Genomic DNA, 22,684 nt, shown 5'->3' on the forward strand with positions numbered 1-22,684 from the left:
CAGCATAGCCAGCAGGATTCAAGGGGTCACCTCGAACCTGAGGGTTCCGATCACCTGGCCGACGTCCGTCACCACTTGCACCTGCCAACGGCCGGTTACGTCGCCGGGGAAGTTCTGCTTGTGGGTCCAGGCGCGATAACCGGCCTCGCGACCGCCGCTGATATCCAGCGGAATCCGATCCACCTCCTGACCCGCATGGCGCCAGACATGGTAGATGCGCTCGTTGAGGCCGCGCGGCGCATTGATGGCGGTGAAGGCATAGAGTCCCTGGGCGCGCAGCTGGGCGATGCTCAGGCTCTTCACCGCATCGCCGGGCTGGCGCTTGAGGCTGTCGAAGTTGGTGCTCATGCCCATGTCGGTCAGCCACAGGGTGGCCGGCGGCACCCAGGCGCGACCCAGCCAGCCGAAGGCGCCGATGGCCAGGCACAGACCCAGCAGCCCCAGCCAGCGCCAGCCCAGGCGTACCCGGAAGGCCACCGCCAGACTGGGAAAGGACAGCAGCACGGCGACGCCCAGGGCCAGTTCGTAGCTCTGGGTGGTGGTCAGGTGCAGGATGATCGGCAGGGCGGTGAGCAGCACCGCGAACAGCGTCAGGGTGTGGTAGCTGAGGAACACCCAGCGCCGCGGCGCCAGGGCCTTGTAGTAGAGCGGATCGATGATGGAGACCAAGGCGGCTGCGCCGAGCAGCCCGGTGAACAGCGCCTGGCCACTGTTCCAGGCCGTGGTGATGGCAAAGAACGGCAGGCAGAAGAACAGGCTTTCCTGGTGGATCAGCTGGGTGGCGTAGCGCAGCAGCGGCGGCGGCAATTCCCAGCCGAAGCGCCGGCTGATCCAGCCCCGCAGCACGTTTTCCAGCATCAGCCAGACCCAACTCGCCAGCATGACCACGGCCATCACCGGGGCGAAGCCCTTCTGCCGGTCCACCAGCAGGAAACTGCAGATCCCCGAAATGAAGCCGGCCAGGGCGATCAGTCGCGGATAGCGTTCGAACAGGGCAGTGGCCAGGTTCAGGGCGCGGGAGGACAGGACTTTCCAGGCAGGCATGATGACTCGCGAAAACAACGGCAAAGACGCGCCACCCTAGGCGCGCAACCCCCGTAGATCAAGAGGGAATCCGGGCTGCCGTTGCCACAGGGCGGAAAAGCCTGGACCCGCTGTAATATCATTGTAATATTCGAAAACGAACCTGGAATGTTCGCTTTCGATTAATACCTATAACAATACCGAGGCTCCCATGCTTGGAATCTTCGCCCCTGCGGCCCATCGCACGCCGCTGCCCGCCGATCGCATCGACCCCGTCTACCGCCGTCTCCGCTGGCAGATCTTTGCCGGGATCTTCATCGGCTACGCCGGCTACTATCTGCTGCGCAAGAACTTCTCGCTGGCCATGCCCTACCTGGTGGAGCAAGGCTACAGCCGGGGTGAACTGGGGGTGGCGCTGTCCGCGGTGGCCATCGCCTACGGCCTGTCCAAGTTCCTCATGGGGCTGGTCTCGGACCGCTCCAATCCGCGCTACTTCCTGCCCTTCGGGCTGGTGATGTCGGCGCTGGTGATGTTGCTGTTCGGATTCGCGCCCTGGGCCACCTCCAGTGTCAGCATCATGTTCGTCCTGCTGTTCCTCAACGGCTGGTTCCAAGGCATGGGCTGGCCGCCCAGCGGTCGCACCATGGTGCACTGGTGGTCGCAGAAGGAGCGTGGCGGGGTGGTCTCGGTCTGGAACGTCGCCCACAACGTCGGCGGCGGCCTGATCGGCCCGCTGTTCCTGCTCGGCCTGGCCTGGTTCAACGACTGGCACGCCGCCTTCTATGTCCCGGCCGTGGTGGCCCTGGCAGTGGCGGCCTTCGCCTTCATCGCCATGCGCGACACCCCGCAGTCCTGCGGCCTGCCGTCGGTGGAACACTGGAAACAGGACTTCCCCGAGGGCTACAGCGAAGGTCACGAACGCGAATTCTCCACCAAGGAGATCTTCGTCGAGTACGTGCTGAAGAATCGCCTGCTCTGGTACATCGCCTTTGCCAACGTCTTCGTCTATCTGCTGCGCTATGGCGTGCTGGACTGGGCGCCCACCTACCTCAAGGAAGCCAAGCACTTCTCGGTGGACAAGACCTCCTGGGCCTACTTCTTCTACGAATGGGCCGGCATCCCCGGCACCCTGCTCTGCGGCTGGCTCTCGGACAAGCTGTTCCGCGGCAACCGCGGCGCCACCGGCGTGGTGTTCATGCTCGGCGTGCTGGTCGCCACCCTGGTCTACTGGCTCAACCCGGAAGGCAATCCCGGCATCGACCTGGCGGCCCTGGTATCCATCGGCTTCCTGATCTACGGGCCGGTGATGCTGATCGGCCTGCAGGCGCTGGAACTGGTCCCCAAGAAGGCCGCCGGCACCGCCGCGGGCTTCACCGGGCTGTTCGGCTACCTGGGTGGCTCGGTCGCGGCCAACGCCCTGGTCGGCTACACCGTGGACCACTTCGGCTGGGATGGCGGCTTCATGCTGCTGATCGGCTCTTGCGTCCTGGCCATCGTCTTCCTGGCGATGACCCTAAGACACACCGGCATGGTGGCCAAGTCGGCGCGCTGAGCCTGGCGGCGGCCTCGTAGGTTGGGCTGAGACGGCCTCATCGTCGAAGTCCAACGTGGTCGGTGCCCAGAGCAAGACCTGTTGGGCTTCGCTGCGCTCAACCCAACCCACGGCGGCACCTCGGCGGTCCGCTATCGCTGGCGAGCCGGGGGCATAGACATGCGGCCTCGTAGGTTGGGCTGAGACGGCCTCATCGTCGAAGCCCAACGTGGTCGGTGCCCAGGGCAAGACCTGTTGGGCTTCGCTGCGCTCAACCCAACCTACGGCGGCACCTCGGCGGTCCGCCATCGCCGCGACAGGCTCAGCTCCGCGGCGCGTAGGCGAAGACGTCGGCGCGCATCTGGTGCGCATCCATGCCTGCGTCCACCAGGGCATCCAGGGTGGCATAGACCATCGCTGGCGAGCCGCTGGCATAGACGTGCAGGCCGCTCAGGTCGGCGAAATCCGCGCGCACCACCTCGTGCAGCAGACCACAGCGCCCATCCCAGCCGCAGGCATCGCTCACCACCCGGTTCAGGGTGAGATTGGGCAACTCCGCCCAGGCGTCCCAGGCCTCGATGGCATAGAAGTCGTCCGGCGTCCGTACCCCCCAGTAAAGGTGCACCGGCTGGGCGAAGCCCCGGGTGCGGGCATCCTCGATCAGGCTGTGCATCTGCGCCATGCCGGTCCCGGCGGCGATCAGTACCAGGGGACCGTCGGGCAATTCGGCCAGGTGGGCGTCGCCATAGGGCAGCTCGACCTGGGCCATGCCCTTGCCTTCCAGTTGCGCCAGCAGCGCCTGGCTGCTGGCCTCGCGAGCCAGCACGTGCAATTCCAGTTCACGCCCCTGATGGGGCGCCGAGGCCAGGGAAAAGGCCGACTGCTTGCCGTCGTCGCGCTGGATCAGCAGGTACTGACCGGCGTGATAGCGTGGCGGCCGCCCGGCCGGAGCACGCAGGCGCACCCGGCGGACATCGCCACCCACATCGTCCAGCGCCACCACCTGACAGGCCAGTTGGCGCACCGGCAACTCGCCGGGCGCCAGGACGCCGTCCCACTGCAGCAGGCAATCGCTCAGGGGCACCGCCACGCAGACATAGATCTCGCCATGATCGACGCTCTGGCCGTGCTGGCTGACCTGGCCCTCCACCAGCAGCGCGGCGCAGAGCTGGCAATTGCCGTTGCGGCAGCTGTGCGGCCCGCTGTAGCCGAGGCGCTGCGCGGCGGCCAGGATGGCTTCGCCGGGCTGGGTTTCCAGTACCGCACCCGAGGGCTGCAGGGTGACCTTCATCGTCGTCTCCGTTAGTCGATCCCGAGACTGGACCACATCTCGTCCACCCGTTTGACCACCGCTTCGTCCTTGACGATCGCCCGCCCCCACTCGCGGGTGGTTTCACCCGGCCACTTGTGGGTGGCATCCAGGCCCATCTTCGAGCCCAGGCCGGAGATCGGCGAGGCGAAGTCCAGGTAGTCGATGGGGGTGTTGTCGATCATCACGGTGTCGCGCTTGGGATCCATGCGCGTGGTGACCGCCCAGATGACGTCGTTCCAGTCACGGGCATTGATGTCGTCGTCGGTGACGATCACGAACTTGGTGTACATGAACTGCCGCAGGAACGACCACACACCCAGCATCACCCGCTTGGCGTGGCCGGGGTACTGCTTCTTGATGGTCACCACCGCCATGCGGTAGGAGCAGCCTTCCGGCGGTAGGTAGAAGTCGACGATTTCCGGAAACTGCTTTTGCAGGATGGGCACGAAGACTTCGTTGAGCGCGACGCCAAGGATGGCCGGCTCGTCCGGCGGACGCCCGGTGTAGGTGCTGTGATAGATGGGATCGCGGCGCCGGGTGATGCGCTCCACGGTAAAGACCGGGAAGGTATCGACCTCGTTGTAGTAGCCGGTGTGATCGCCATAGGGCCCTTCCGGCGCGGTTTCGCCCGGATGGATGACCCCTTCCAGCACGATCTCGGCACTGGCCGGCACCTGCAGGTCATTGCCCACGCACTTGATCAGTTCGCTGCGACTGCCGCGCAACAGGCCGGCGAAGGCGTATTCGGACAGGGTGTCGGGTACCGGGGTGACCGCGCCGAGGATGGTGGCCGGATCGGCGCCCAGGGCCACGGCCACCGGATAGGGCTGCCCGGGATGCTTCTGGCACCACTCGCGGAAGTCCAGGGCACCGCCCCTGTGACTCAGCCAGCGCATGATCAGCTTGTTGCGGCCGATGACCTGCTGGCGATAGATACCGAGGTTCTGGCGTTCCTTGTTTGGTCCGCGGGTGACCGTCAGGCCCCAGGTGATCAGCGGCGCCACGTCGCCCGGCCAGCAGTGCTGGATCGGCAACTTGCCCAGGTCGACCGCCTCGCCCTCCTCGATCACCTCCTGGCAAGGCGCATCCTTGAGCACCTTGGGCGCCATGCTGATGACCTTCTTGTAGATCGGCAGCTTCGACCAGGCGTCCTTGAGGCCCTTGGGCGGCTCGGGCTCCTTGAGAAAGGCCAGCAGCTTGCCGATCTCGCGCAGGGCGCCGACGTCCTCGGCGCCCATGCCCAGGGCCACGCGCTGGGGCGTGCCGAACAGGTTGCCCAGCACGGGCATGGAGAAGCCCACGGGATTCTCGAACAGCAGCGCCGGGCCCTGCTTGCGCAGGGTCCGGTCGCAGATTTCGGTCATCTCGAGGATCGGCGAGACCGGGGCGGTCACGCGCTTCAGTTCACCACGCTGCTCCAGGCTGCGGATGAAGTCACGCAGATCTCGGTATTGCATGCGGCCTCTTGGCGCTGGGGAAAGTCTGGCAGTCTACCGCCTGAGTCGCGCATCGAGAAAGCACTGGCCCAGAAACGCCAAAGGCCGGGATTTCCCGGCCTTTGGCTGTGACTGCGCCTTACTTGCTGCGCTTCATCGAATCGAAGAACTCGTTGTTGGTCTTGGTCTGACGCAACTTGTCGAGGAGGAATTCGATGCCGGCGATCTCGTCCATCGGATGCAGGATCTTGCGCAGGATCCACATGCGCGACAGCTCTTCCTCGTCGGTGAGCAACTCTTCGCGGCGGGTGCCGGACTTGTTGATGTTGATGGCCGGGAAGACGCGCTTCTCGGCGATCCGACGCTCCAGGGGCAGCTCCATGTTGCCGGTGCCCTTGAATTCCTCGTAGATCACCTCATCCATCTTCGAGCCGGTTTCCACCAGCGCGGTAGCGATGATGGTCAGGCTGCCGCCTTCCTCGATGTTACGCGCGGCGCCGAAGAAGCGCTTGGGCTTCTCCAGGGCATGGGCGTCGACACCACCGGTGAGCACCTTGCCGGAGCTGGGGATCACGGTGTTGAAGGCCCGGGCCAGACGGGTGATGGAATCCAGCAGGATGACCACGTCCTTCTTGTGCTCGACCAGGCGCTTGGCCTTCTCGATCACCATGTCGGCGACCTGCACGTGGCGGGTCGGCGGCTCGTCGAAGGTGGAGGCCACCACTTCACCGCGCACGGTGCGCTGCATCTCGGTCACTTCCTCGGGACGCTCGTCGATGAGCAGCACGATGAGGTAGCACTCGGGATTGTTGCGGGTGATGTTGGCCGCGATGTTCTGCAGCATGATGGTCTTGCCGGCCTTGGGCGGCGCGACGATCAGCCCGCGCTGACCCTTGCCGATGGGGGCACAGAGGTCGATGACCCGACCGGTGAGGTCTTCGGTGGAGCCGTTGCCGGCTTCCATGGTCAGGCGCTTGTTGGGGAACAGGGGTGTGAGGTTCTCGAACAGCACCTTGTTCTTGGCGTTTTCCGGACGGTCGAAGTTGATGGTGTCGACCTTGAGCAGCGCGAAGTAGCGCTCGCCCTCTTTCGGCGGACGAATCTTGCCGATGATGGTGTCGCCGGTACGCAGGTTGAAGCGGCGGATCTGGCTGGGAGAGACATAGATGTCGTCGGGACCGGCCAGGTAGGAGGAGTCGGCGCTACGCAGGAAGCCGAAGCCGTCCTGCAGGATCTCCAGCACGCCATCCCCGGAAATCTCGTCGCCACCCTTGGCGTGCTTCTTGAGCAGCGCAAAGATGATGTCCTGCTTGCGGGACCGGGCCATGTTTTCCAAGCCCGCGGCATCCGCCATTTCCAACAGTTCCGTGATGGGCTTTTGCTTGAGTTCGGTCAGATTCATAGACGTATGTTGACGTGAGAAGAGGCGAAGGAGGGATTCGAGCTGAGCGGCCGGATGCGAGATTAGCTTCGCGGGATGCGTTCTGAAGAGGAGAACTGACGGCTACAGCAGATGAGAAGACGGCCCGCTGATGGGGTCGTGGCTGGAATCTAGCACCTGCATGGGTACTCGTCCAGCCGTCCAGGCATAAAAAAGCCCCGCACGGCGGGGCTTTCGACTGGCTGCCTCAGACGTTGGCGTCGAGGAAGGCGGCCAGTTGCGACTTGGACAGGGCGCCGACCTTGGTGGCCTCGACCGCGCCGTTCTTGAACAGCATCAGGGTCGGGATGCCACGCACGCCGTACTTCGGCGGGGTGTCCTGGTTTTCGTCGATGTTGAGTTTGCAGACCTTGAGCTTGCCCTGGTAGTCCTTGGCGATCTCGTCCAGGACCGGCGCAATCATCTTGCACGGACCGCACCATTCGGCCCAGTAGTCGACCAGCACGGGGCTGTCGGACTTCAGCACTTCCTGCTCGAAGCTGGCGTCGCTGACGTTGGTGATGTATTCGCTCATTGACTCTCTCCGAATTCGGGTGCGACTTGAAGTACGGCCATGATAGCCCTGCCGCCGTCACTTCGAAAGCATTCGAACATTGATGGTGGCTATGACCGGTATTGATGGCAGACGCGGTTCACGATCAGGCGAACGGGCGACCAGGGCTGGGAAAGCAGATTCATGCCTTTGCAACCCTGGTCGATCACCGTTCTGCCAATCGTGGCTCGCGGGTTAGACAGCAGGAACCGTAAAGGGGGTTCCACTGCGCAGCGCCGCATTGCGGATATGTTCGCGCATGGCCTTTTGCGCCGCCGCGGGCGAACGGCGGCTCAGGGCCCTGAGGATGCGCCGGTGTTCCTGCCAGGTTTCCAGGGCCCGCTCGGGGCGCACGAAGGGCAGCTTCTGGCTTTCGTGGAAGCGTTCGGGGCTGCTGGTGATCACCGCCAGCATGGCCGGGTTGTCCGCGGCCAGCAGCAGCTGGCGATGGAAGTCGAAGTCCAGCACGGCCGCCTCTTCCAGCTCGTTGGCGCGCAGCGCCCGGTGCAGCGCGGCCAGATTGACCTCCAGGCGATCCAGGTCGGCGGGCCCCAGGGTGACGGCGGCCAGCCCGGCGGCGAAGCCTTCCAGGGCGAATCTCAGCTGGAAGACATGGGCGGCCGTCACCTCGTCGGCGAAGGGCCAGTGTCCGTCCACCATCCCCGTCGCCTCCTGCACATAGACGCCGCGCCCGGGCTGGACGCTGACCAGGCCCAGGGCACTCAGGGTGGACAGTGCCTCGCGCAGGGAGGCACGACTCACCCCCAGCCGCTCGGCCAGCTCGCGCTGGGCGGGCAAGGCCGCGCCGGGGGCATAGCCTTCGGTCTCGATCAGTCGGCGAATGGCGTCGACGGCATATTGGGGTACGGCGCGGGTGGCAGCGAGGGGCATGGCGTGGTCAGGCCAGTCAGTCCGGAAGCTTGCCTTTTATGCCCTATTCCCGGGGACTTCAAGTGCGGCCCCAAGGCGGAGCACGCTGCGATAGCCGCGCACCAAAGCGGCTCACGGCAAGCGCCAGCGCGGATGGGTGCGCCGCGCAACTGTTCAGACCAGTAAGACCAATCTTCAGGCCTGACGGCCCTTGCGCCCCTCTGGCAGGCGGCTGGCACATGAAATGCACTGGGCAGAGCCATCCCATCCTGCTTCCGGAGTTTCGTCATGCTCAAGCGCTGGACCGCCCTCTCCCTGCTCGCCCTGGGCCTGACCGCCCTGCACACCTCCGCCCAGGCCGATCAACTGGCCGATATCCAGCAGCGCGACGTGCTGAGGGTCGCCGTTCCGCAGGACTTCCCGCCCTTCGGCTCGATCGGTCCGGATCTCAAGCCGCGCGGCCTGGATATCGACACCGCGCAACTGATGGCGGACAAGCTGAACGTGAAGCTGGAAGTCACCCCGGTCAACAGCACCAACCGCATTCCCTTCCTGACCACCGGCAAGGTCGACCTGGTCATCTCCAGCCTGGGCAAGAATCCCGACCGGGAAAAGGTCATCGACTTCAGCAAGCCCTATGCGCCCTTCTACCTCGGCGTCTTCGGTCCCAAGGATGCCGCCATCAGCACACCCGAGCAGCTGGCCGGCAAGGTGATCTCGGTCACGCGCGGCTCCATCGAAGACCTGGCGCTCACCGACGTGGCGCCGAAGGACAGCGTGATCAAGCGCTTCGAGGACAACAACTCCACCATCGCCGCCTACCTGGCCGGGCAGTCCGAGCTGATCGCCAGCGGCAGCGTGGTGATGAAGGTGATCGGCGCCCGCAACCCGGCCAAGGAACCGGTGCTCAAGGTCAAGCTCAAGGACTCGCCAGTGTACGTGGGCATCAACAAGAACGAGCCGGCGCTCAAGGCCAAGGTCGACGCCATTCTCGATGCGGCCCGCGCCGACGGCAGCCTGAGCAAGAACTCCGAAAAATGGCTGGGTGATCCCCTGCCGGCCGCTCTCTGAGGATCGACGCGCCATGGCGTATCAGTTCGACTTCCAGCCCGTGCTCGCGCAGAGCGACCTGCTGCTAAAGGGAGCGCTCTACACCCTTGAGCTGACGATGATCGGTGGCTTCTTCGGCATCCTCATCGGCATCGTCGGCGCCACCTGCCGCGCCTGGCGCCTGAAACCCTTCGCCCAGGCCTTCGGGCTCTACGTCGAGCTGATCCGCAACACGCCCTTCCTGATCCAGCTGTTCTTCATCTTCTTCGGCCTGCCCTCCATCGGGGTGCGGATCGAAGCCGGCCAGGCGGCGGTGCTGGCCATGGTCATCAACCTCGGCGCCTACTCCACCGAGATCATCCGCGCCGGCATCCAGGCGATACCGCGCGGCCAGCTGGAAGCGGCGGCGGCCCTGGCCATGACCCGCTTCGAAACCCTGCGCTACGTGATCCTGCGGCCGGCCCTGGCCAAGGTCTGGCCGGCACTGTCGAGCCAGCTGGTGATCGTGATGCTGGGCTCGGCGGTGTGCTCGCAGATTTCCACCGAGGAGCTGACCTTTGCCGCCAACTTCATCCAGTCGCGCAACTTCCGCGCCTTCGAAACCTATCTGCTGACCACCCTCATCTATCTGCTCATGGCCATAGGCGTGCGTCAGGCGCTGCATTGGCTGGGCGTCTTCTTCATCGTCAGGAGGCGTTGATGGACTTCACTCTCGCCGACATCCTGCGCAGCCTGGCCAGTGGCCTGGGCCTGACCCTGGTGCTGTCCCTGGCGGCCTTCCTCTTCGGCGGCCTGGCCAGCGCACTGGTCCTGCTGGCGCGCAACTCGACGCTCCGGCCGCTACGCCTGCTGGCGCGCGGCTACATCGAGCTGTTCCAGGGTACCCCGCTGCTGATGCAGCTGTTCCTGACCTTCTTCGGGCTGTCGCTGCTGGGTCTGGAAGTCCCCGCCTGGCTGGCCGCCGGCCTGGCCCTGACGCTGTTCACCAGCGCCTATCTCGCCGAGATCTGGCGCGGCTGCGTCGAAGCCATTCCCCATGGTCAGTGGGAAGCCTCGGAAAGCCTGGCGCTGACCCGCTTCGAGCAGTTGCGCCACGTGATCCTGCCGCAGGCCCTGCGCATCGCCGTGGCGCCCACCGTCGGCTTCTCGGTGCAGGTGGTCAAGGGCACCGCGGTGACCTCCATCATCGGTTTCACCGAGCTGACCAAGATCGGCGGCATGCTCGCCAATGCCACCTTTCAGCCCTTCACCGTCTACGGCCTCGCCGCCCTGGGCTATTTCATCCTCTGTTATCCGCTGTCGCTGGCCGCGCGCTGGCTGGAAAGGAGACTGCATGCCGCTGCTTAGAGTGACCGCCCTGCACAAACACTATGGCAACCACCATGTGCTCAAGGGCATCGACCTGACCGTCGAGGAAGGCCAGGTGGTGGCCATCATCGGCAAGAGCGGTTCGGGCAAAAGCACCCTGCTGCGCACCCTGAACGGCCTGGAATCCATCAACGACGGCGTCATCGAGGTGGATGGCGAATACCTGGACGCCGCGCGGGTCAATCTCCGATCGCTGCGGCAGAAGGTCGGCATGGTCTTCCAGCAGTTCAACCTCTTTCCGCACCTGACCGTGGGCGAGAACGTGATGCTGGCGCCCCAGGTGGTCAAGAAGACCAGCAAGGACGAGGCCCGCGCCCTGGCGCGGCAGATGCTCGACCGGGTCGGCCTGGCGGAGAAATTCGACAGTTACCCGGACCGCCTTTCCGGCGGTCAGCAGCAGCGGGTAGCCATCGCCCGCGCCCTGGCCATGTCCCCCAAGGTGCTGCTGTGCGACGAGATCACCTCGGCGCTGGATCCGGAACTGGTCAACGAGGTGCTGGCGGTGGTCAAGCAGCTGGCCCGCGAGGGCATGACGCTGATCATGGTCACCCACGAGATGAGATTCGCCCGCGAGGTCGGCGACAAGCTGGTGTTCATGCACCAGGGCAAGGTCCACGAAAGCGGTCATCCCCAGGAGCTGTTCGCCCGTCCGCAGACGCCGGAACTGGCCCAGTTCATCGGTCAGGTGGCTTCCTGAGGCGGAAAAACCCTATTTTTTCTGCCACTTTGCGCAACCGTAACCGCTGTGCGCTTGAAGCCGTCACCGGCTAGCTGGCACGATGGCGCGGTTTATCGCCGAGAGCCTCCAGATGCAGCCTTCGCCAGCCGAACCCCACGAACTGATCGCCGCCATCGACCTGGGCTCGAACAGCTTTCACATCGTCCGGGCGCGCCATTCCCATGGGGAGATCCGCATCCTTGAGCGGCTGGGCGAAAAGATCCAGCTGGCCGCCGGCCTGGACGAGTCGCGCCTGCTCAGCGAAGAGGCCATCCAGCGCGGCCTCGACTGCCTGCGCCGCTTCGCCCAGCTGATCGCCGGCATGCCGCGCGGCGCCGTGCGGGTGGTGGGCACCAACGCCCTGCGCGAAGCACGCAACCGCGGCGAATTCATCCAGCGCGCCGAAGCCGTGCTCGGCCATGCGGTCGAGGTCATCTCCGGTCGCGAAGAGGCCCGCCTCATCTATCTGGGCGTGTCCCACTCCATGCCCGATGTACCCGGACGCCGCCTGGTGACCGACATCGGCGGTGGCAGCACCGAATTCATCATCGGCCAGCGCTTCGAGACCCTGCAGCGCGAGAGTCTGCAGATGGGCTGCGTCAGCTTCACCAAGAGATTCTTCGCCGACGGCAAGATCACCGCCGCCCAGTACGCCCGCGCCTATACCGCCGCCCGCCTGGAGCTGATGAACATCGACCAGGGCCTTCGCGAGATGGGCTGGCACCAGGCCCTCGGCGCCTCCGGCACCATCCGCGCGGTGGCCCTGGCGATCCAGGCCGCCGGCCGCGGCAATGGCGAGATCACCCCGGATGGCATCGAGTGGCTCAAGCGCAAGCTGCTCAAGCAGGGTGACATCAACCTGCTCAACATCGACGGCGTGAAGCCGGATCGACGCGCCATCCTGCCGGGCGGCCTGGCCATCCTCGAAGCCCTGTTCAAGGCCCTGGAACTGCAGGAGATGCACCTCTCCGAAGGCGCCCTGCGCGAAGGGGTGCTCTACGACATGATCGGCCGGCACAGCCACGAGGACGTCCGCGAACGCACCCTCAACGCCCTGGCCGAGCGCTACCACGTCGACCAGCGCCATGCCGAGCGGGTGGAAAAGCGCGCCCTGAAGTCCCTGGCACAGGTCGCCGAGGCCTGGGCCCTGACCGACGAGAATCATGCCGAATTGCTGCGCTGGGCGGCGCGCCTGCACGGCGTCGGCCTGGACATCGCCCACTACCAGTACCACAAGCACGGCGCCTACCTGATCGAGCACTCGGACCTGCCCGGCTTCTCCCGCCGCGATCAGCAGGCCCTGGCCCTGCTGGTGCGCGGCCATCGCCGCAACATCCCGGTGGAGCGCCTGCAGGAGCTGGGCCCGGAAGGCGAGCCGCTGCTGCGCCTGACCCTGCTGTTGCGCTACGCCATCCTTTTCCACCACATCCGCCACAAGAGCATTCCGGACGTCCAGCTCAGCGCCGGCGAGCGCAGCCTGGACGTGCAATTCCCCGATGGCTGGCTGGCGGAGAATCCCCTGACCCAGGCGGATTTCGAGCAGGAGGCCCAGTGGCTGGAGCGGGTGGGGTATCGGTTGAGCGTACGCTGAGGTGATTTTTCGGAGGTTGGGTTGAGCGGGAGCGAAGCCCAACGCCCTGGGTTTTGGCCTTTCACGGCACCAGCTGATTATCGTGTTCTGCTGATAGCTCTTGTTTCGCCCAACCCGGGCGACTCACTTTTTTCAAACGCGGCTGCGCGCCCCGGAAAAAAGTAAGCAAAAACGCTTGCCCCGACCATCCGGCCCTTCGCTGCGCTGCGGGTCCGCCCACGCCAGCGCCGTTCCGGGCTCGGTCCAGATGGGCCGTCCATGGCCCACTGGACCTCTCGCCGCATCCATGCGGCTCGACCCACTCCACGACACTGGCGTTCGCCCTGCTGAACGGGGCGATTCGCCAGCCTGAAAGTGTTGGTTGAAGAGCCCGTAACCCGTAGCGTGGACAACGGCGCAGCCTTGTCCACTGATGGCGTCGGTGCCCACCAGTGGAAAACGCTATGCGGTTTTCCACGCTACAGATCCTGTGAACACCCAAGCCTCAGGCTTGCGCCCCGTCCCCGTTAGTGAGGCCGAGTGTAGGTACCGCAGAGGGGGATGCGAGGCAGGACGCCGAGCAAGGCGCGAGGGGCAGGAGGCCCCTTCGTGCCGTGCCCCCAAAGCGGCGCCGGAGCGAGGGAGACGTAGCGAAGCGCAGTAACAGCCACAGGCTGGCCCGAAGGGTGAGCGAAGCGAATCACCCGGAGCGTAGCGGAGGGCCGAAACGTTGGGGCGCGCTTTCTTTTGCTTACTTTTCTTTGCGCAAACAAAGAAAAGTGAGTCGCTGACCAGGCGAAACAAGATCTATCAGCAGAACACGATAATCAACTAGGGCACCCATACACCCAAAGCGCACAGTTGAAACTCCGCAGCATTGGGCTTCGCTACCGCTCAACCCAACCTACGAAACTACGAAGCCGCCAGGGCACATGGCGGCATGGGCCCAAGTCCTTCAGCGCGTATTCACCACCGGACTGGCCAACCGCTCCAGCAGCGTCGCCTGCACGCTACGGGCATTCTGGTTGCCGGTCGGCGATTGCCGGATGTAGCTGCCGTCTTCCTGCAGCACCCAGGCCTGGGTGTTGTCGGTGAGGTAGCCTTCCAGCTCCTTCTTGACCCGGGTGATGAGCTTCTTGCCTTCCACCGGGAAGCAGGTCTCGACGCGCATGTCGAGGTTGCGCTCCATCCAGTCGGCGCTGGAGAGATAGAGCTTCTCGTCACCACCGTTGAGGAAGTAGTAGATGCGGCTGTGCTCCAGGAAGCGGCCGATGATGGAGCGCACCTGGATGTTGTGGGACACGCCCGGGACACCGGGGCGCAGGCAGCACATGCCGCGCACCACCAGGTCGATCTTCACCCCGGCCTGGCTGGCCTTGTAGAGCGCGCGGATGACCTTGGGATCAGTGAGGCCATTGACCTTGGCCATGATCTGCGCCGGCCGTCCCTCGCTGGCCGCCACCGCTTCGCGGTTGATCATCTCCAGCAGGTTCTTTTTCAGGGTGAAGGGCGCGTGCAGCAGCTTCTTCATGCGCAGGGTCTTGCCCATGCCGATCAGCTGGTTGAACAGCTTGTGCACGTCCTCGGTCAGGGCCACGTCGGCGGTCAGCAGGCTGTAGTCGGTATACAGCTTGGCGTTGCCGGCGTGGTAGTTGCCGGTGCCCAGGTGGGCATAGCGGCGCAGCTCGCCGTTCTCCCGGCGCAGGATCAGCATCATCTTGGCGTGGGTCTTGAAGCCCACCACGCCATAGATGACCACGGCGCCGGCCTGCTGCAGGCGGCTGGCCAGTTGCAGGTTGGACTCCTCGTCGAAGCGCGCGCGCAATTCGATGACCGCGGTCACCTCCTTGCCGCTGCGTGCCGCATCCACCAGGGCGTCGACGATCTCGGAGTTGGCGCCGCTGCGGTACAGCGTCTGCTTGATCGCCAGGACGTTGGGGTCCTTGGCGGCCTGGCGCATCAGGTCGATCACCGGGGTGAAGGACTCGAAGGGGTGCAGCAGCAGCACGTCGAGCTTGCCCAGCACGTTGAAGAGGTTGTCCTTCTTCTGCAGCAGCTTGGGAATGGTCGGCGTGAAGGGCGCGCTCTGCAGCTCCGGATGGCTGTCCAGCCCGGTGATGGAGAACAACCGGGTCAGGTTGACCGGGCCGTTGACCTTGTACAGCTCGCTCTCGCCCAGATTGAACTGCTTGAGCAGGTAGTCGGTGAGGTGTTTCGGGCAGATGTCCACCACCTCGACCCGCACCGCATCACCGTAGCGACGGGAGAACAGCTCGCCGCGCAGGGCACGCGCCAGGTCTTCGACATCCTCGGTGTCCACCGAGAGATCGGCGTTGCGGGTCAGGCGAAACTGGAAGCAGCCCTTGACCTTCATGCCGGGAAAGAGATCGTCGGCGTGGGCGTGGATCATCGAGGACAGGAAGACGTAGTTGTCTCCGGGGCCCGCGACCTCCTCCGGCACCCGGATGATCCGCGGCAGCAGGCGTGGCGCCGGGATGATGGCCAGACCCGAGTCGCGACCAAAGGCGTCCATGCCCTCCAGCTCGACGATGAAGTTGAGACTCTTGTTCACCAGCAGCGGGAAGGGATGGGTCGGGTCCAGGCCGATGGGGGTGATAATGGGCGCGATCTCGTCGCGGAAGAACTTGCGCACCCAGGCCTTGATCTTGACGTCCCAGTAACGCCGGCGGATGAAGCGGATCCGCTGCTCGGCCAGGGCCGGCAAGAGGACATCGTTGAGGATGGCGTACTGCCGGTCCACCTGGCCGTGGACGATGTCGCTGATGCGCGCCAGTGCCTGGTGCGGCAGCAGGCCATCGGCCCCGGCCTGCTCGCGGGCGAAGGCGATCTGCTTCTTCAAGCCCGCCACGCGGATCTCGAAGAATTCGTCCAGGTTGCTGGAAAAGATCAGCAGGAACTTGAGGCGCTCGAGCAGCGGATAGGATTCGTCGAGGGCCTGCTCCAGCACCCGGATGTTGAACTGCAGCTGCGACAGCTCGCGGTGGATGTAGAGGCTGCTGTCGTCCACGTTGGCTGCCGGCGCGCTGGGCGCGGCGGGCACCTCGGCGACGGGCGCCGGTACTTCGGCGTCCAGCGCCAGCGTCTCTTCCGCAGTCTCCAGGGACTCGGCGGTGACGGGCTGTTGCAGATCGGTTTCGACGAAACCCTGGCTACTCATTGAAGCTCCTTAGGAACGCGAAGGCCCCTGGCGAAGTTGTTGGGCGGCGCGTTTGGCGAAATAGGTGAGGATGCCGTTGGCCCCGGCACGCTTGAAGGCCAAGAGCGATTCGAGGATCACGGCGTCGGACAGCCAGCCATTCTGGATCGCGGCCATGTGCATGGCGTACTCGCCACTCACTTGGTACACGAAGGTCGGCACGCGGAATTCCTCGCGGACCCGGCGGACGATGTCCAGGTAGGGCATGCCCGGCTTGACCATCACCGAGTCGGCGCCCTCGGCCAGGTCGCCGGCGATCTCGTGCAAGGCCTCGTCGCTGTTGCCCGGATCCATCTGGTAGGTGGCCTTGTTGCCCTTGCCCAGATTGGCGGCCGAGCCGACGGCATCGCGGAACGGCCCATAGTAGGCGCTGGCGTACTTGGCCGAGTAGGCCATGATCTGCACGTTGTGATAGCCGGCGTCTTCCAGGGCGGCGCGGATGGCACCGATGCGACCGTCCATCATGTCCGACGGCGCGATCACCTGGGCCCCGGCGGCGGCGTGGGACAGCGCCTGCTTGACCAGCACCTCGACCGAGATGTCGTTGAGCACGTAGCCGCGCTCGTCGAGGATGCCGTCCTGGCCGTGGGTGGTGAAGGGATCCAGGGCCACGTCGGTGATCACCCCCAGTTCGGGGAAATGCTCGCGCAGGGCCCGGGTGGCGCGCTGGGCGATGCCGTCGGGGTTGTAGGCCTCGGCGCCGTCCAGCGACTTGCGCTCGGTGGGCGTGACCGGGAACAGCGCGACCGCGGGAATCCCCAGCGCCACCAGTTCGGCGGCCTCTTCCAGCAGCAGGTCGATGGACAGCCGCTCGACGCCGGGCATCGAGGGAATGGCCTCGCGGCGGCCTTCGCCATCGAGCACGAATACCGGCAGGATCAGGTCATCCACCGTCAGCACATGCTCGCGCATCAGGCGACGGGAAAACTCGTCGCGGCGCTGACGGCGCATGCGAGTGGCAGGGTAGCTACGGTTGATGGGGGTAAAACTCACGATCGACTCCCAGACCCGGATCACGGGTCAGTGTGATGGGTTATAGGCCACAATCATGACCGATTGGTAACAGCAGATGACAATATGGTGTGCCTATAGGTCCTATCCAAGGCAGACGCCGGCTGGACCCGGCGTGACACAGGGTCGCAGCGAAATCCCTGCCTGACCGTCTGGCGCCCGGCGGACGGAAGTCCGTCACACTTTCTTTCCAGACGCCAACCGGGGTAGGCTGCGCCATCTCCATCCACCTCGTGTAGCGCCGAATGCTCCAACAATTCCTCCACGATTTCGGCTATTTCGCCCTTTTTCTCGGCACCTTTTTCGAGGGCGAAACCATTCTGGTGCTGGCCGGCTTTCTTGCCTTTCGCGACTACATGAACATCCAGACCGTCATCCTGGTCGCCTTCTGCGGCAGCTATGCCGGCGATCAGCTCTGGTATTTCCTCGGCCGGCGCCACGGGCGCAAGCTGCTGGCGCGCAAACCCAAGTGGGAAGCCGCGGGCGAGAAGGCGCTGGCGCACATCCGGCGTCACCCGGATCTCTGGGTGCTGAGCTTTCGCTTCGTCTACGGCCTGCGCACGGTGATGCCGGTGGCGATCGGCCTGTCGGGCTATCCGCCGGCGCGCTATCTGATCCTCAACGGCATCGGCGCCATCGTCTGGGCCACGGTGCTGGGCTATGCCGCCTATCATTTCGGCGCCGTCCTCGAAGGGGTGCTGGGCAATCTCAAGCGGTACGAACTGATGGTGCTGGGTGGTCTGGTGGTACTCGGCCTGCTGCTCTGGCTGTGGCGACGCAGCCGGACGCCCAAGGCCTGACGGCCGGACAGCCCGTTACCCGCTACGTCCATCGAACGGATTAAAGGCGCGGCTGCCGCTGCCGATGCCCTGAGCATCACCCTCTCCCGACCTCTCCATGCACGCTGGCGCTTGAGCATGCTGAACTTCTCCACCTTGCTGCCCCCCGGCCATCAGATCCTGGCTGCCAACGAGTACGAAAGCCTGCTCGTGGTCCTGGCGTACCTGATCGCCAGCGCCGCAGGCTACACCGCCCTGGCCATGGCCGACTGGGTGACCAACAGTCGCTCCCGTCGCGGCAGCGAGCTGGCCAAGCTGATCGGCGCCATCGCCCTGGGCGGCGGCATCTGGTCGATGCACTTCCTGGCCATGCTGTCGTTCAAGATCGGCATCCATGTGCACTATGCGCCCCTGCAGACCCTGGCCTCGCTGCTGATCGCCATCGCCGTGTCCTATACGGTCATGCACCTGATCGGGCGCGAATCCCTGACCGCACCGCAATACGGGCTCGCGGCCCTGGCCGCCGGCCTGGGCATCGCGACCATGCACTACACCGGCATGCTGGCGATGCAGTCGGTCGCCGTGCAGCTCTATGATCCGCTGCTGGTGGTGATCTCGGTGGTGATCGCCAGCCTGGCGTCCCTGGGTGCCCTGCTGCTGGCCTTCCGCCTGCGCGGCAGGACTGGCCTCAGGACCCTCTGGCTGCGCCTGCTGGGCAGCCTGGTGCTGGGCTTCGCCATCGTTTCCATGCACTTCACCGGCATGGCCGCGCTGACCCTCGCCGTGCCCATCGGCTTCGAACCCGACGGCCTGGTGGAGGTGAATCAGCACCTTGAGCTGGGCATGGGCATCGCCCTTGGCACCCTGTTCATCATCATGGTCGGCCTGCTCGCCGCCTGGGCCGGCGAACGCTTCCATGCCCAGCGCCTGCGGCTGGAGCGGGTCTCGACCACCCTCGATCAGATCACCCTGCACGATCCCCTCACCCACCTGCTCAACGGCGGCAGCTTCATCCAGACCGTCGACCGGGCCATCGGCCAGGCGCGCACCGGTGAGCAGTTCGCCCTGCTGATGCTGGACATCGATCACTTCAAGCGCATCAATGACAGCCTCGGCCACGCCCTCGGCGATGAATTGCTGATCCAGATGGCGCAGCGGATCCGCGCGGTGCTCGACAACGACCTGCCACTGGCCCGCTATGCCGGCGACGAATTCAGCCTGTTGCTGCCGCTCGGCCAGCGCGGCGACAGCCAGCCCCTGGCCATGCGCCTGCTGGAACAGTTGCGCCCGCCCTTCGAGCTGGCCGGACAGCGCATCGCCATGACCTTCAGCCTGGGCATCGCCCACTATCCCCAGGACGGCGCCAATGCCGGCCAGTTGCTGCGCAGTGCGGGCCTGGCGGTCGGCCACTGCAAGCGCAGCGGACGCAATCGCAGCCAGAGATTCACCACCGATCTCCAGCGCGACGCCGACGACCTGCTCAGCCTGGAGATGGACCTGCGCCAGGCCCTGGCCCAGGGCGGCCTGCACGTCGCCTATCAGCCCATCGTCGATCCCTGCGGTGCGCCGGTGGCCCTGGAAGCGCTGGTGCGCTGGCAGCATCCGGTGCTGGGCCCGCTGAGCCCCGAACGCTTCGTCCGCGTCGCCGAGGAAACCGGACTGATCGCCGACCTGGATGGCTGGGTCATGCGCCAGGCCTGCGCCGATCTCGCCCAACTGCACCGCGAGGGTCATGCGGAGCTGCGCGTTTCGGTGAATTGCTCGGCCCTGAATCTGAGCGATCGTCTGCTGCCCCAATCCATCGCCCGGGCCCTGCAGGCCGAGGACCTGCCGGCGTCGGCGCTGATCCTCGAGGTGACCGAGAACGCCCTGATGCACAGCCTCAACGTGGCCGTCGAGGTGCTCGGCGAGATCCGCACCCTGGGCGTGCGGGTGTCCATCGACGACTTCGGCAGCGGCTATTCGTCGCTGGCCTATCTGAGCCGACTGCCGGTGGATTCGCTCAAGGTCGATCGCGCCTTCGTCCGCACCATTCCCAAGCAGAGCAACGACATGGCCATCGCCGCGGCGATCATCGCCATGGCGCACAAGCTGGGCCTCAACGTGGTCGCCGAAGGGGTGGAAACCAGCGAGCAGCGCCAGTTCTTGCAGGCCAACGGCTGCAACTTTATGCAGGGCTATCTGTTCGGCCGGCCCATGCCGTTGCCGCAACTGCGCACCTGGCTGCAGCAACCCGCCCTCGCCGCCGTCCCGGCCTAGCCGACGCCTCGTTCCTAGCCAGCGGCGCTGCGCTGGAGACGGGTGATCAGCCGATCCAGGGCATTGGCGAAGGCCTGGCGATCACGCTCGCCGTAGCCGGCCTGGCCTCCGCCCATCTGGCCCTGGTCGCGCAGGTCGGTCATCAGATTGCGCATGGCCAGGCGCTGGCCCATGTTGCGCTCGTCGAATTCCTGGCCACGCGGATCGAGGGCGACCACGCCCTTCTTCACCAGCCGGTCGGCCAGGGGAATGTCGCTGCAGATCACCAGGTCACCGGGCTGCGCCTGCTCGACCAGATGGTCGTCGGCGGCATCGGGGCCACTGGGCACCACCACCAGACGCACACAGGCGAAGGGCGGCTTGATCTGCGGCTGGCCGGCCACCAGCACCACCTCCAGCTTGCGCTTGAGGGCGAACTTGCAGACCAGCTCCTTGGCGGCGCGCGGACAGGCATCGGCATCGATCCACAGGATCACGGGGATTTCTCCGGCAAAAGCCCAGGATACCGCGCCGCCGCGGCGCACCCCAGCGCAGCGGTGCGGTCCGACAGGGATAGCGAGCTGACGGGAGTCTCCCATGACCTTCTGGCAACGCCTGGAGCAACCCGCCCAGGTCCTGGTGTATGGCGCCACTGGCGGCCTCGGTCTGGCCCTGTGCGAACGGCTGCTGGCCCGCGACGACGTCGCGCGGGTCTGGGCCGGGGCCCGTCAGGCCGAGGGGCATGCCGGTCTGGCCGCACTGGCGCGCCGCCATGGCCCGCGTCTGCGCTGCCTCGACGTCGATCCGCTGGCCGAGCCCGACCTGGCGGCCCGCCTGGCTGACGAGACGCCCCGCCTGGACCTGCTGCTGTGCGCCTCGGGGCTGCTGCTGGGCTCGCGGGCGCGCGCCGAGAAGAGTCTGGCGCAGGTGGACCAGGCGGGGCTGGTGGAAAGCTATCTGGCCAATGCCGTGCTGCCGCTGCTGCTGATCCGCCAGCTGACACCGCTGCTCAAGGGCCAGCACCCCTGTCAGATCGCCGCGCTCTCGGCGCGGGTCGGCTCCATCGGCGACAACCAGCTGGGCGGCTGGTACGGCTACCGGATGGCCAAGGCCGCGCTCAACCAGGGCTTGCGCTGTGCCAGCATCGAACTCGCCCGGCTCAATCCCCAGAGTTGCGTGCTGGCCCTGCACCCCGGCACCACCGACACCGCGCTGTCCCGGCCCTTCCAGGCCCGGGTACCGGCCGACAAGCTGTTCACTCCTGCCTATGCGGCAGAACGTCTGCTGGAGGTACTGGCCGCACGCGTGCCGGCCGAGACCGGCAGCTTCTGGGACTGGCAGGGCCAGCCGGTGGTCTGGTAGCGCCCGGCTTCAGACTGCGGCGCGGCGCACCGTGGACAGCAGTGCGGCGGCGGCGAGGAACAGGCTGGCGAACACCCGGTTGGTGATGCGCTGCTGCCGGGGCGTGCGCAGCAGGGTCAGCACCTGGGCAGCCAGACCGGTGTAGCCGGCCATCACGATCAGGTCGACGGTGACCATGGTCACCCCGATGATCAGATACTGCGCGGCCAGAGGCGCATGGGGATCGACGAATTGCGGCAACACCGCGAGCAGGAAGATCAGCGCCTTGGGATTGCTCACGTTGACCAGGAAGCCGCGCATGACCAGGGCACCGATCCGCGGCGGCAGACGTTCGCCGACCACCTGCTCACCCAGGTCCAGCGGCGCCGCGCGCCACTGGCGGATGGCCAGGTAGGCGAGATAGGCCACGCCAAACCATTTGATCAGGGTGAAGGCCAGCTGCGAGGTCGCCAGCAAGGCGCCGACGCCCACGGCGACCACGGCGATCTGCAGCGCCAGTCCCAGCTGCAGGCCGAGCGCCGTCCAGTAGCCGCGCCGGAAACCGTGGTTGACGCCCGCGCTCATGGAGGCGACGGCGCCCGCCCCCGGCGAGAGGCTGATCATCCAGCAGGCAATGAAGAAACCGGTCCAGACCTGCAGACTCATGGATTCACCTGTCGAGATGGAAATCGAAGGAGCCGTCGGCATCGCGCCAGCGCCGGACCGACTTCTGGAAGAACTGGGTATTGGGGATCTGCACCAGGGCGCCTTCCTGGTTGTCGTCCAACTCCTGCAGGGTCACGAAGAGCATGTTGATGGCCACCACCCGGCCCTTGATGCCCGGCTTGTCCGAGGCGTCCAGCACCTCGATGCGATCCCCCAGGCGAAAGGGCCCGACGGTAAAGATCAGCACCGCGCAGAACAGGTTGGAGAGCACGCTCCAGATGGCGAAGAAGGCCACCGCGGCCACTGCGACGAAACCGGAAATGGCCGTCCAGAGCACCGCCGCGGAGACCCCGAAGCGCTCCAGCGCCATGAGGATGGCACTGCCCATGATCAGCCAGCGCAGGACGCCGCGCAGCCCGAGGACGATCTGCGGCGGCAGCGGATAGCGTTCGCCCAGGCCGGTGACGGCGCGGGCCACGATACGCTGCAGCACGTAGCCGATCAGCAGCACCAGAGCGACCTGGCCGGCTACCAGCAGGTAGTCCGCCCACCCCGGCAGCCAGGTGTGCAGCCACTCGATC

General features: G+C 65.7%; 20 protein-coding genes. 9 read left to right on the top strand and 11 right to left on the bottom strand.

Annotated features, from left to right (window positions below):
• Positions 1-18: 18 nt before the first annotated feature.
• Positions 19-1,044 (bottom strand): DUF5924 family protein, encoded by a 1,026-nt coding sequence (locus FHR73_RS12925; protein ID WP_183631745.1) that lies wholly within the window; start codon positions 1,042-1,044, stop codon positions 19-21.
• Positions 1,045-1,234: 190 nt separating this feature from the next.
• On the opposite strand from FHR73_RS12925, the gene glpT reads away from it, so the two are divergent.
• The gene (gene glpT / locus FHR73_RS12930) at positions 1,235-2,575 is read left to right on the top strand and encodes a glycerol-3-phosphate transporter (protein WP_183631747.1); all 1,341 of its coding nucleotides are present in this window, start codon (positions 1,235-1,237) and stop codon (positions 2,573-2,575) included.
• 301 nt (positions 2,576-2,876) lie between these two features.
• Here glpT and FHR73_RS12935 read toward each other — a convergent pair whose 3' ends face one another.
• The 5 genes from FHR73_RS12935 to FHR73_RS12955 form a co-directional block, all read right to left on the bottom strand.
• Positions 2,877-3,845, bottom strand: coding sequence for a CDP-6-deoxy-delta-3,4-glucoseen reductase (locus FHR73_RS12935; RefSeq protein ID WP_183631749.1), 969 nt, complete (start codon positions 3,843-3,845; stop codon positions 2,877-2,879).
• A gap of 11 nt (positions 3,846-3,856) precedes the next feature.
• A complete protein-coding gene (gene ubiD / locus FHR73_RS12940; RefSeq protein ID WP_017639419.1) occupies positions 3,857-5,323 on the bottom strand; it encodes a 4-hydroxy-3-polyprenylbenzoate decarboxylase in 1,467 nt (488 codons plus the stop codon).
• A 118-nt stretch (positions 5,324-5,441) separates the two neighbouring features.
• A complete protein-coding gene (gene rho, locus FHR73_RS12945) occupies positions 5,442-6,704 on the bottom strand; it encodes a transcription termination factor Rho (RefSeq protein ID WP_017639418.1) in 1,263 nt (420 codons plus the stop codon).
• 226 nt (positions 6,705-6,930) lie between these two features.
• A complete protein-coding gene (gene trxA, locus FHR73_RS12950) occupies positions 6,931-7,257 on the bottom strand; it encodes a thioredoxin TrxA (protein WP_007161345.1) in 327 nt (108 codons plus the stop codon).
• A 213-nt stretch (positions 7,258-7,470) separates the two neighbouring features.
• On the bottom strand, positions 7,471-8,166 hold the full coding sequence (locus tag FHR73_RS12955) for a FadR/GntR family transcriptional regulator (RefSeq protein ID WP_183631751.1): 696 nt from the start codon (positions 8,164-8,166) through the stop codon (positions 7,471-7,473).
• Between the two features lie 267 nt (positions 8,167-8,433).
• Between FHR73_RS12955 and FHR73_RS12960 the strand changes: the two genes are divergently transcribed.
• The 5 genes from FHR73_RS12960 (at position 8,434) to ppx (ending at position 12,872) form a co-directional block, all read left to right on the top strand.
• Positions 8,434-9,216, top strand: coding sequence for a transporter substrate-binding domain-containing protein (locus FHR73_RS12960; RefSeq protein ID WP_183631753.1), 783 nt, complete (start codon positions 8,434-8,436; stop codon positions 9,214-9,216).
• Positions 9,217-9,229: 13 nt separating this feature from the next.
• Positions 9,230-9,895 (top strand): amino acid ABC transporter permease, encoded by a 666-nt coding sequence (locus FHR73_RS12965; protein ID WP_183631755.1) that lies wholly within the window; start codon positions 9,230-9,232, stop codon positions 9,893-9,895.
• Positions 9,892-10,542 (top strand): amino acid ABC transporter permease, encoded by a 651-nt coding sequence (locus FHR73_RS12970; protein WP_178118366.1) that lies wholly within the window; start codon positions 9,892-9,894, stop codon positions 10,540-10,542. Before FHR73_RS12965 ends, FHR73_RS12970 begins: the two co-directional genes overlap by 4 nt.
• Positions 10,529-11,260, top strand: a complete 732-nt coding sequence (locus FHR73_RS12975) for an amino acid ABC transporter ATP-binding protein (RefSeq protein ID WP_183631757.1) — start codon at positions 10,529-10,531, stop codon at positions 11,258-11,260. Before FHR73_RS12970 ends, FHR73_RS12975 begins: the two co-directional genes overlap by 14 nt.
• 112 nt (positions 11,261-11,372) lie before the next feature.
• A complete protein-coding gene (gene ppx, locus FHR73_RS12980; RefSeq protein WP_183631759.1) occupies positions 11,373-12,872 on the top strand; it encodes an exopolyphosphatase in 1,500 nt (499 codons plus the stop codon).
• 934 nt (positions 12,873-13,806) lie between these two features.
• On the opposite strand, the gene ppk1 is transcribed toward ppx, so the two are convergent.
• The gene (ppk1, locus tag FHR73_RS12985) at positions 13,807-16,029 is read right to left on the bottom strand and encodes a polyphosphate kinase 1 (protein ID WP_183631761.1); all 2,223 of its coding nucleotides are present in this window, start codon (positions 16,027-16,029) and stop codon (positions 13,807-13,809) included.
• Positions 16,030-16,038: 9 nt separating this feature from the next.
• On the bottom strand, positions 16,039-17,061 hold the full coding sequence (gene hemB / locus FHR73_RS12990; protein WP_158889772.1) for a porphobilinogen synthase: 1,023 nt from the start codon (positions 17,059-17,061) through the stop codon (positions 16,039-16,041).
• Between the two features lie 263 nt (positions 17,062-17,324).
• Here hemB and FHR73_RS12995 point away from each other — a divergent pair, with 263 nt between their 5' ends.
• A complete protein-coding gene (locus FHR73_RS12995; protein WP_183631763.1) occupies positions 17,325-17,879 on the top strand; it encodes a DedA family protein in 555 nt (184 codons plus the stop codon).
• A 117-nt stretch (positions 17,880-17,996) separates the two neighbouring features.
• Positions 17,997-20,117: a bifunctional diguanylate cyclase/phosphodiesterase gene (locus tag FHR73_RS13000; RefSeq protein ID WP_183631765.1), complete on the top strand. Its 2,121-nt coding sequence runs from the start codon at positions 17,997-17,999 to the stop codon at positions 20,115-20,117.
• Positions 20,118-20,131: 14 nt separating this feature from the next.
• Here the strand turns inward: FHR73_RS13000 and FHR73_RS13005 are convergent, their stop codons facing one another.
• Positions 20,132-20,593: a YaiI/YqxD family protein gene (locus FHR73_RS13005; RefSeq protein ID WP_064307793.1), complete on the bottom strand. Its 462-nt coding sequence runs from the start codon at positions 20,591-20,593 to the stop codon at positions 20,132-20,134.
• A 100-nt stretch (positions 20,594-20,693) separates the two neighbouring features.
• Here FHR73_RS13005 and FHR73_RS13010 point away from each other — a divergent pair, with 100 nt between their 5' ends.
• A complete protein-coding gene (locus FHR73_RS13010; protein WP_183631768.1) occupies positions 20,694-21,458 on the top strand; it encodes an SDR family NAD(P)-dependent oxidoreductase in 765 nt (254 codons plus the stop codon).
• Positions 21,459-21,467: 9 nt separating this feature from the next.
• On the opposite strand, the gene rhtB is transcribed toward FHR73_RS13010, so the two are convergent.
• Positions 21,468-22,103, bottom strand: a complete 636-nt coding sequence (rhtB, locus tag FHR73_RS13015; RefSeq protein WP_183631770.1) for a homoserine/homoserine lactone efflux protein — start codon at positions 22,101-22,103, stop codon at positions 21,468-21,470.
• Positions 22,104-22,107: 4 nt separating this feature from the next.
• Positions 22,108-22,683, bottom strand: coding sequence for a mechanosensitive ion channel domain-containing protein (locus FHR73_RS13020; protein WP_409258686.1), 576 nt, complete (start codon positions 22,681-22,683; stop codon positions 22,108-22,110).
• Position 22,684: the final 1 nt, after the last annotated feature.

Source organism: Pseudomonas sp. AS2.8 (assembly GCF_014190935.1).
In the GTDB taxonomy this organism is placed as follows: Bacteria; Pseudomonadota; Gammaproteobacteria; order Pseudomonadales; family Pseudomonadaceae; genus Chryseomonas.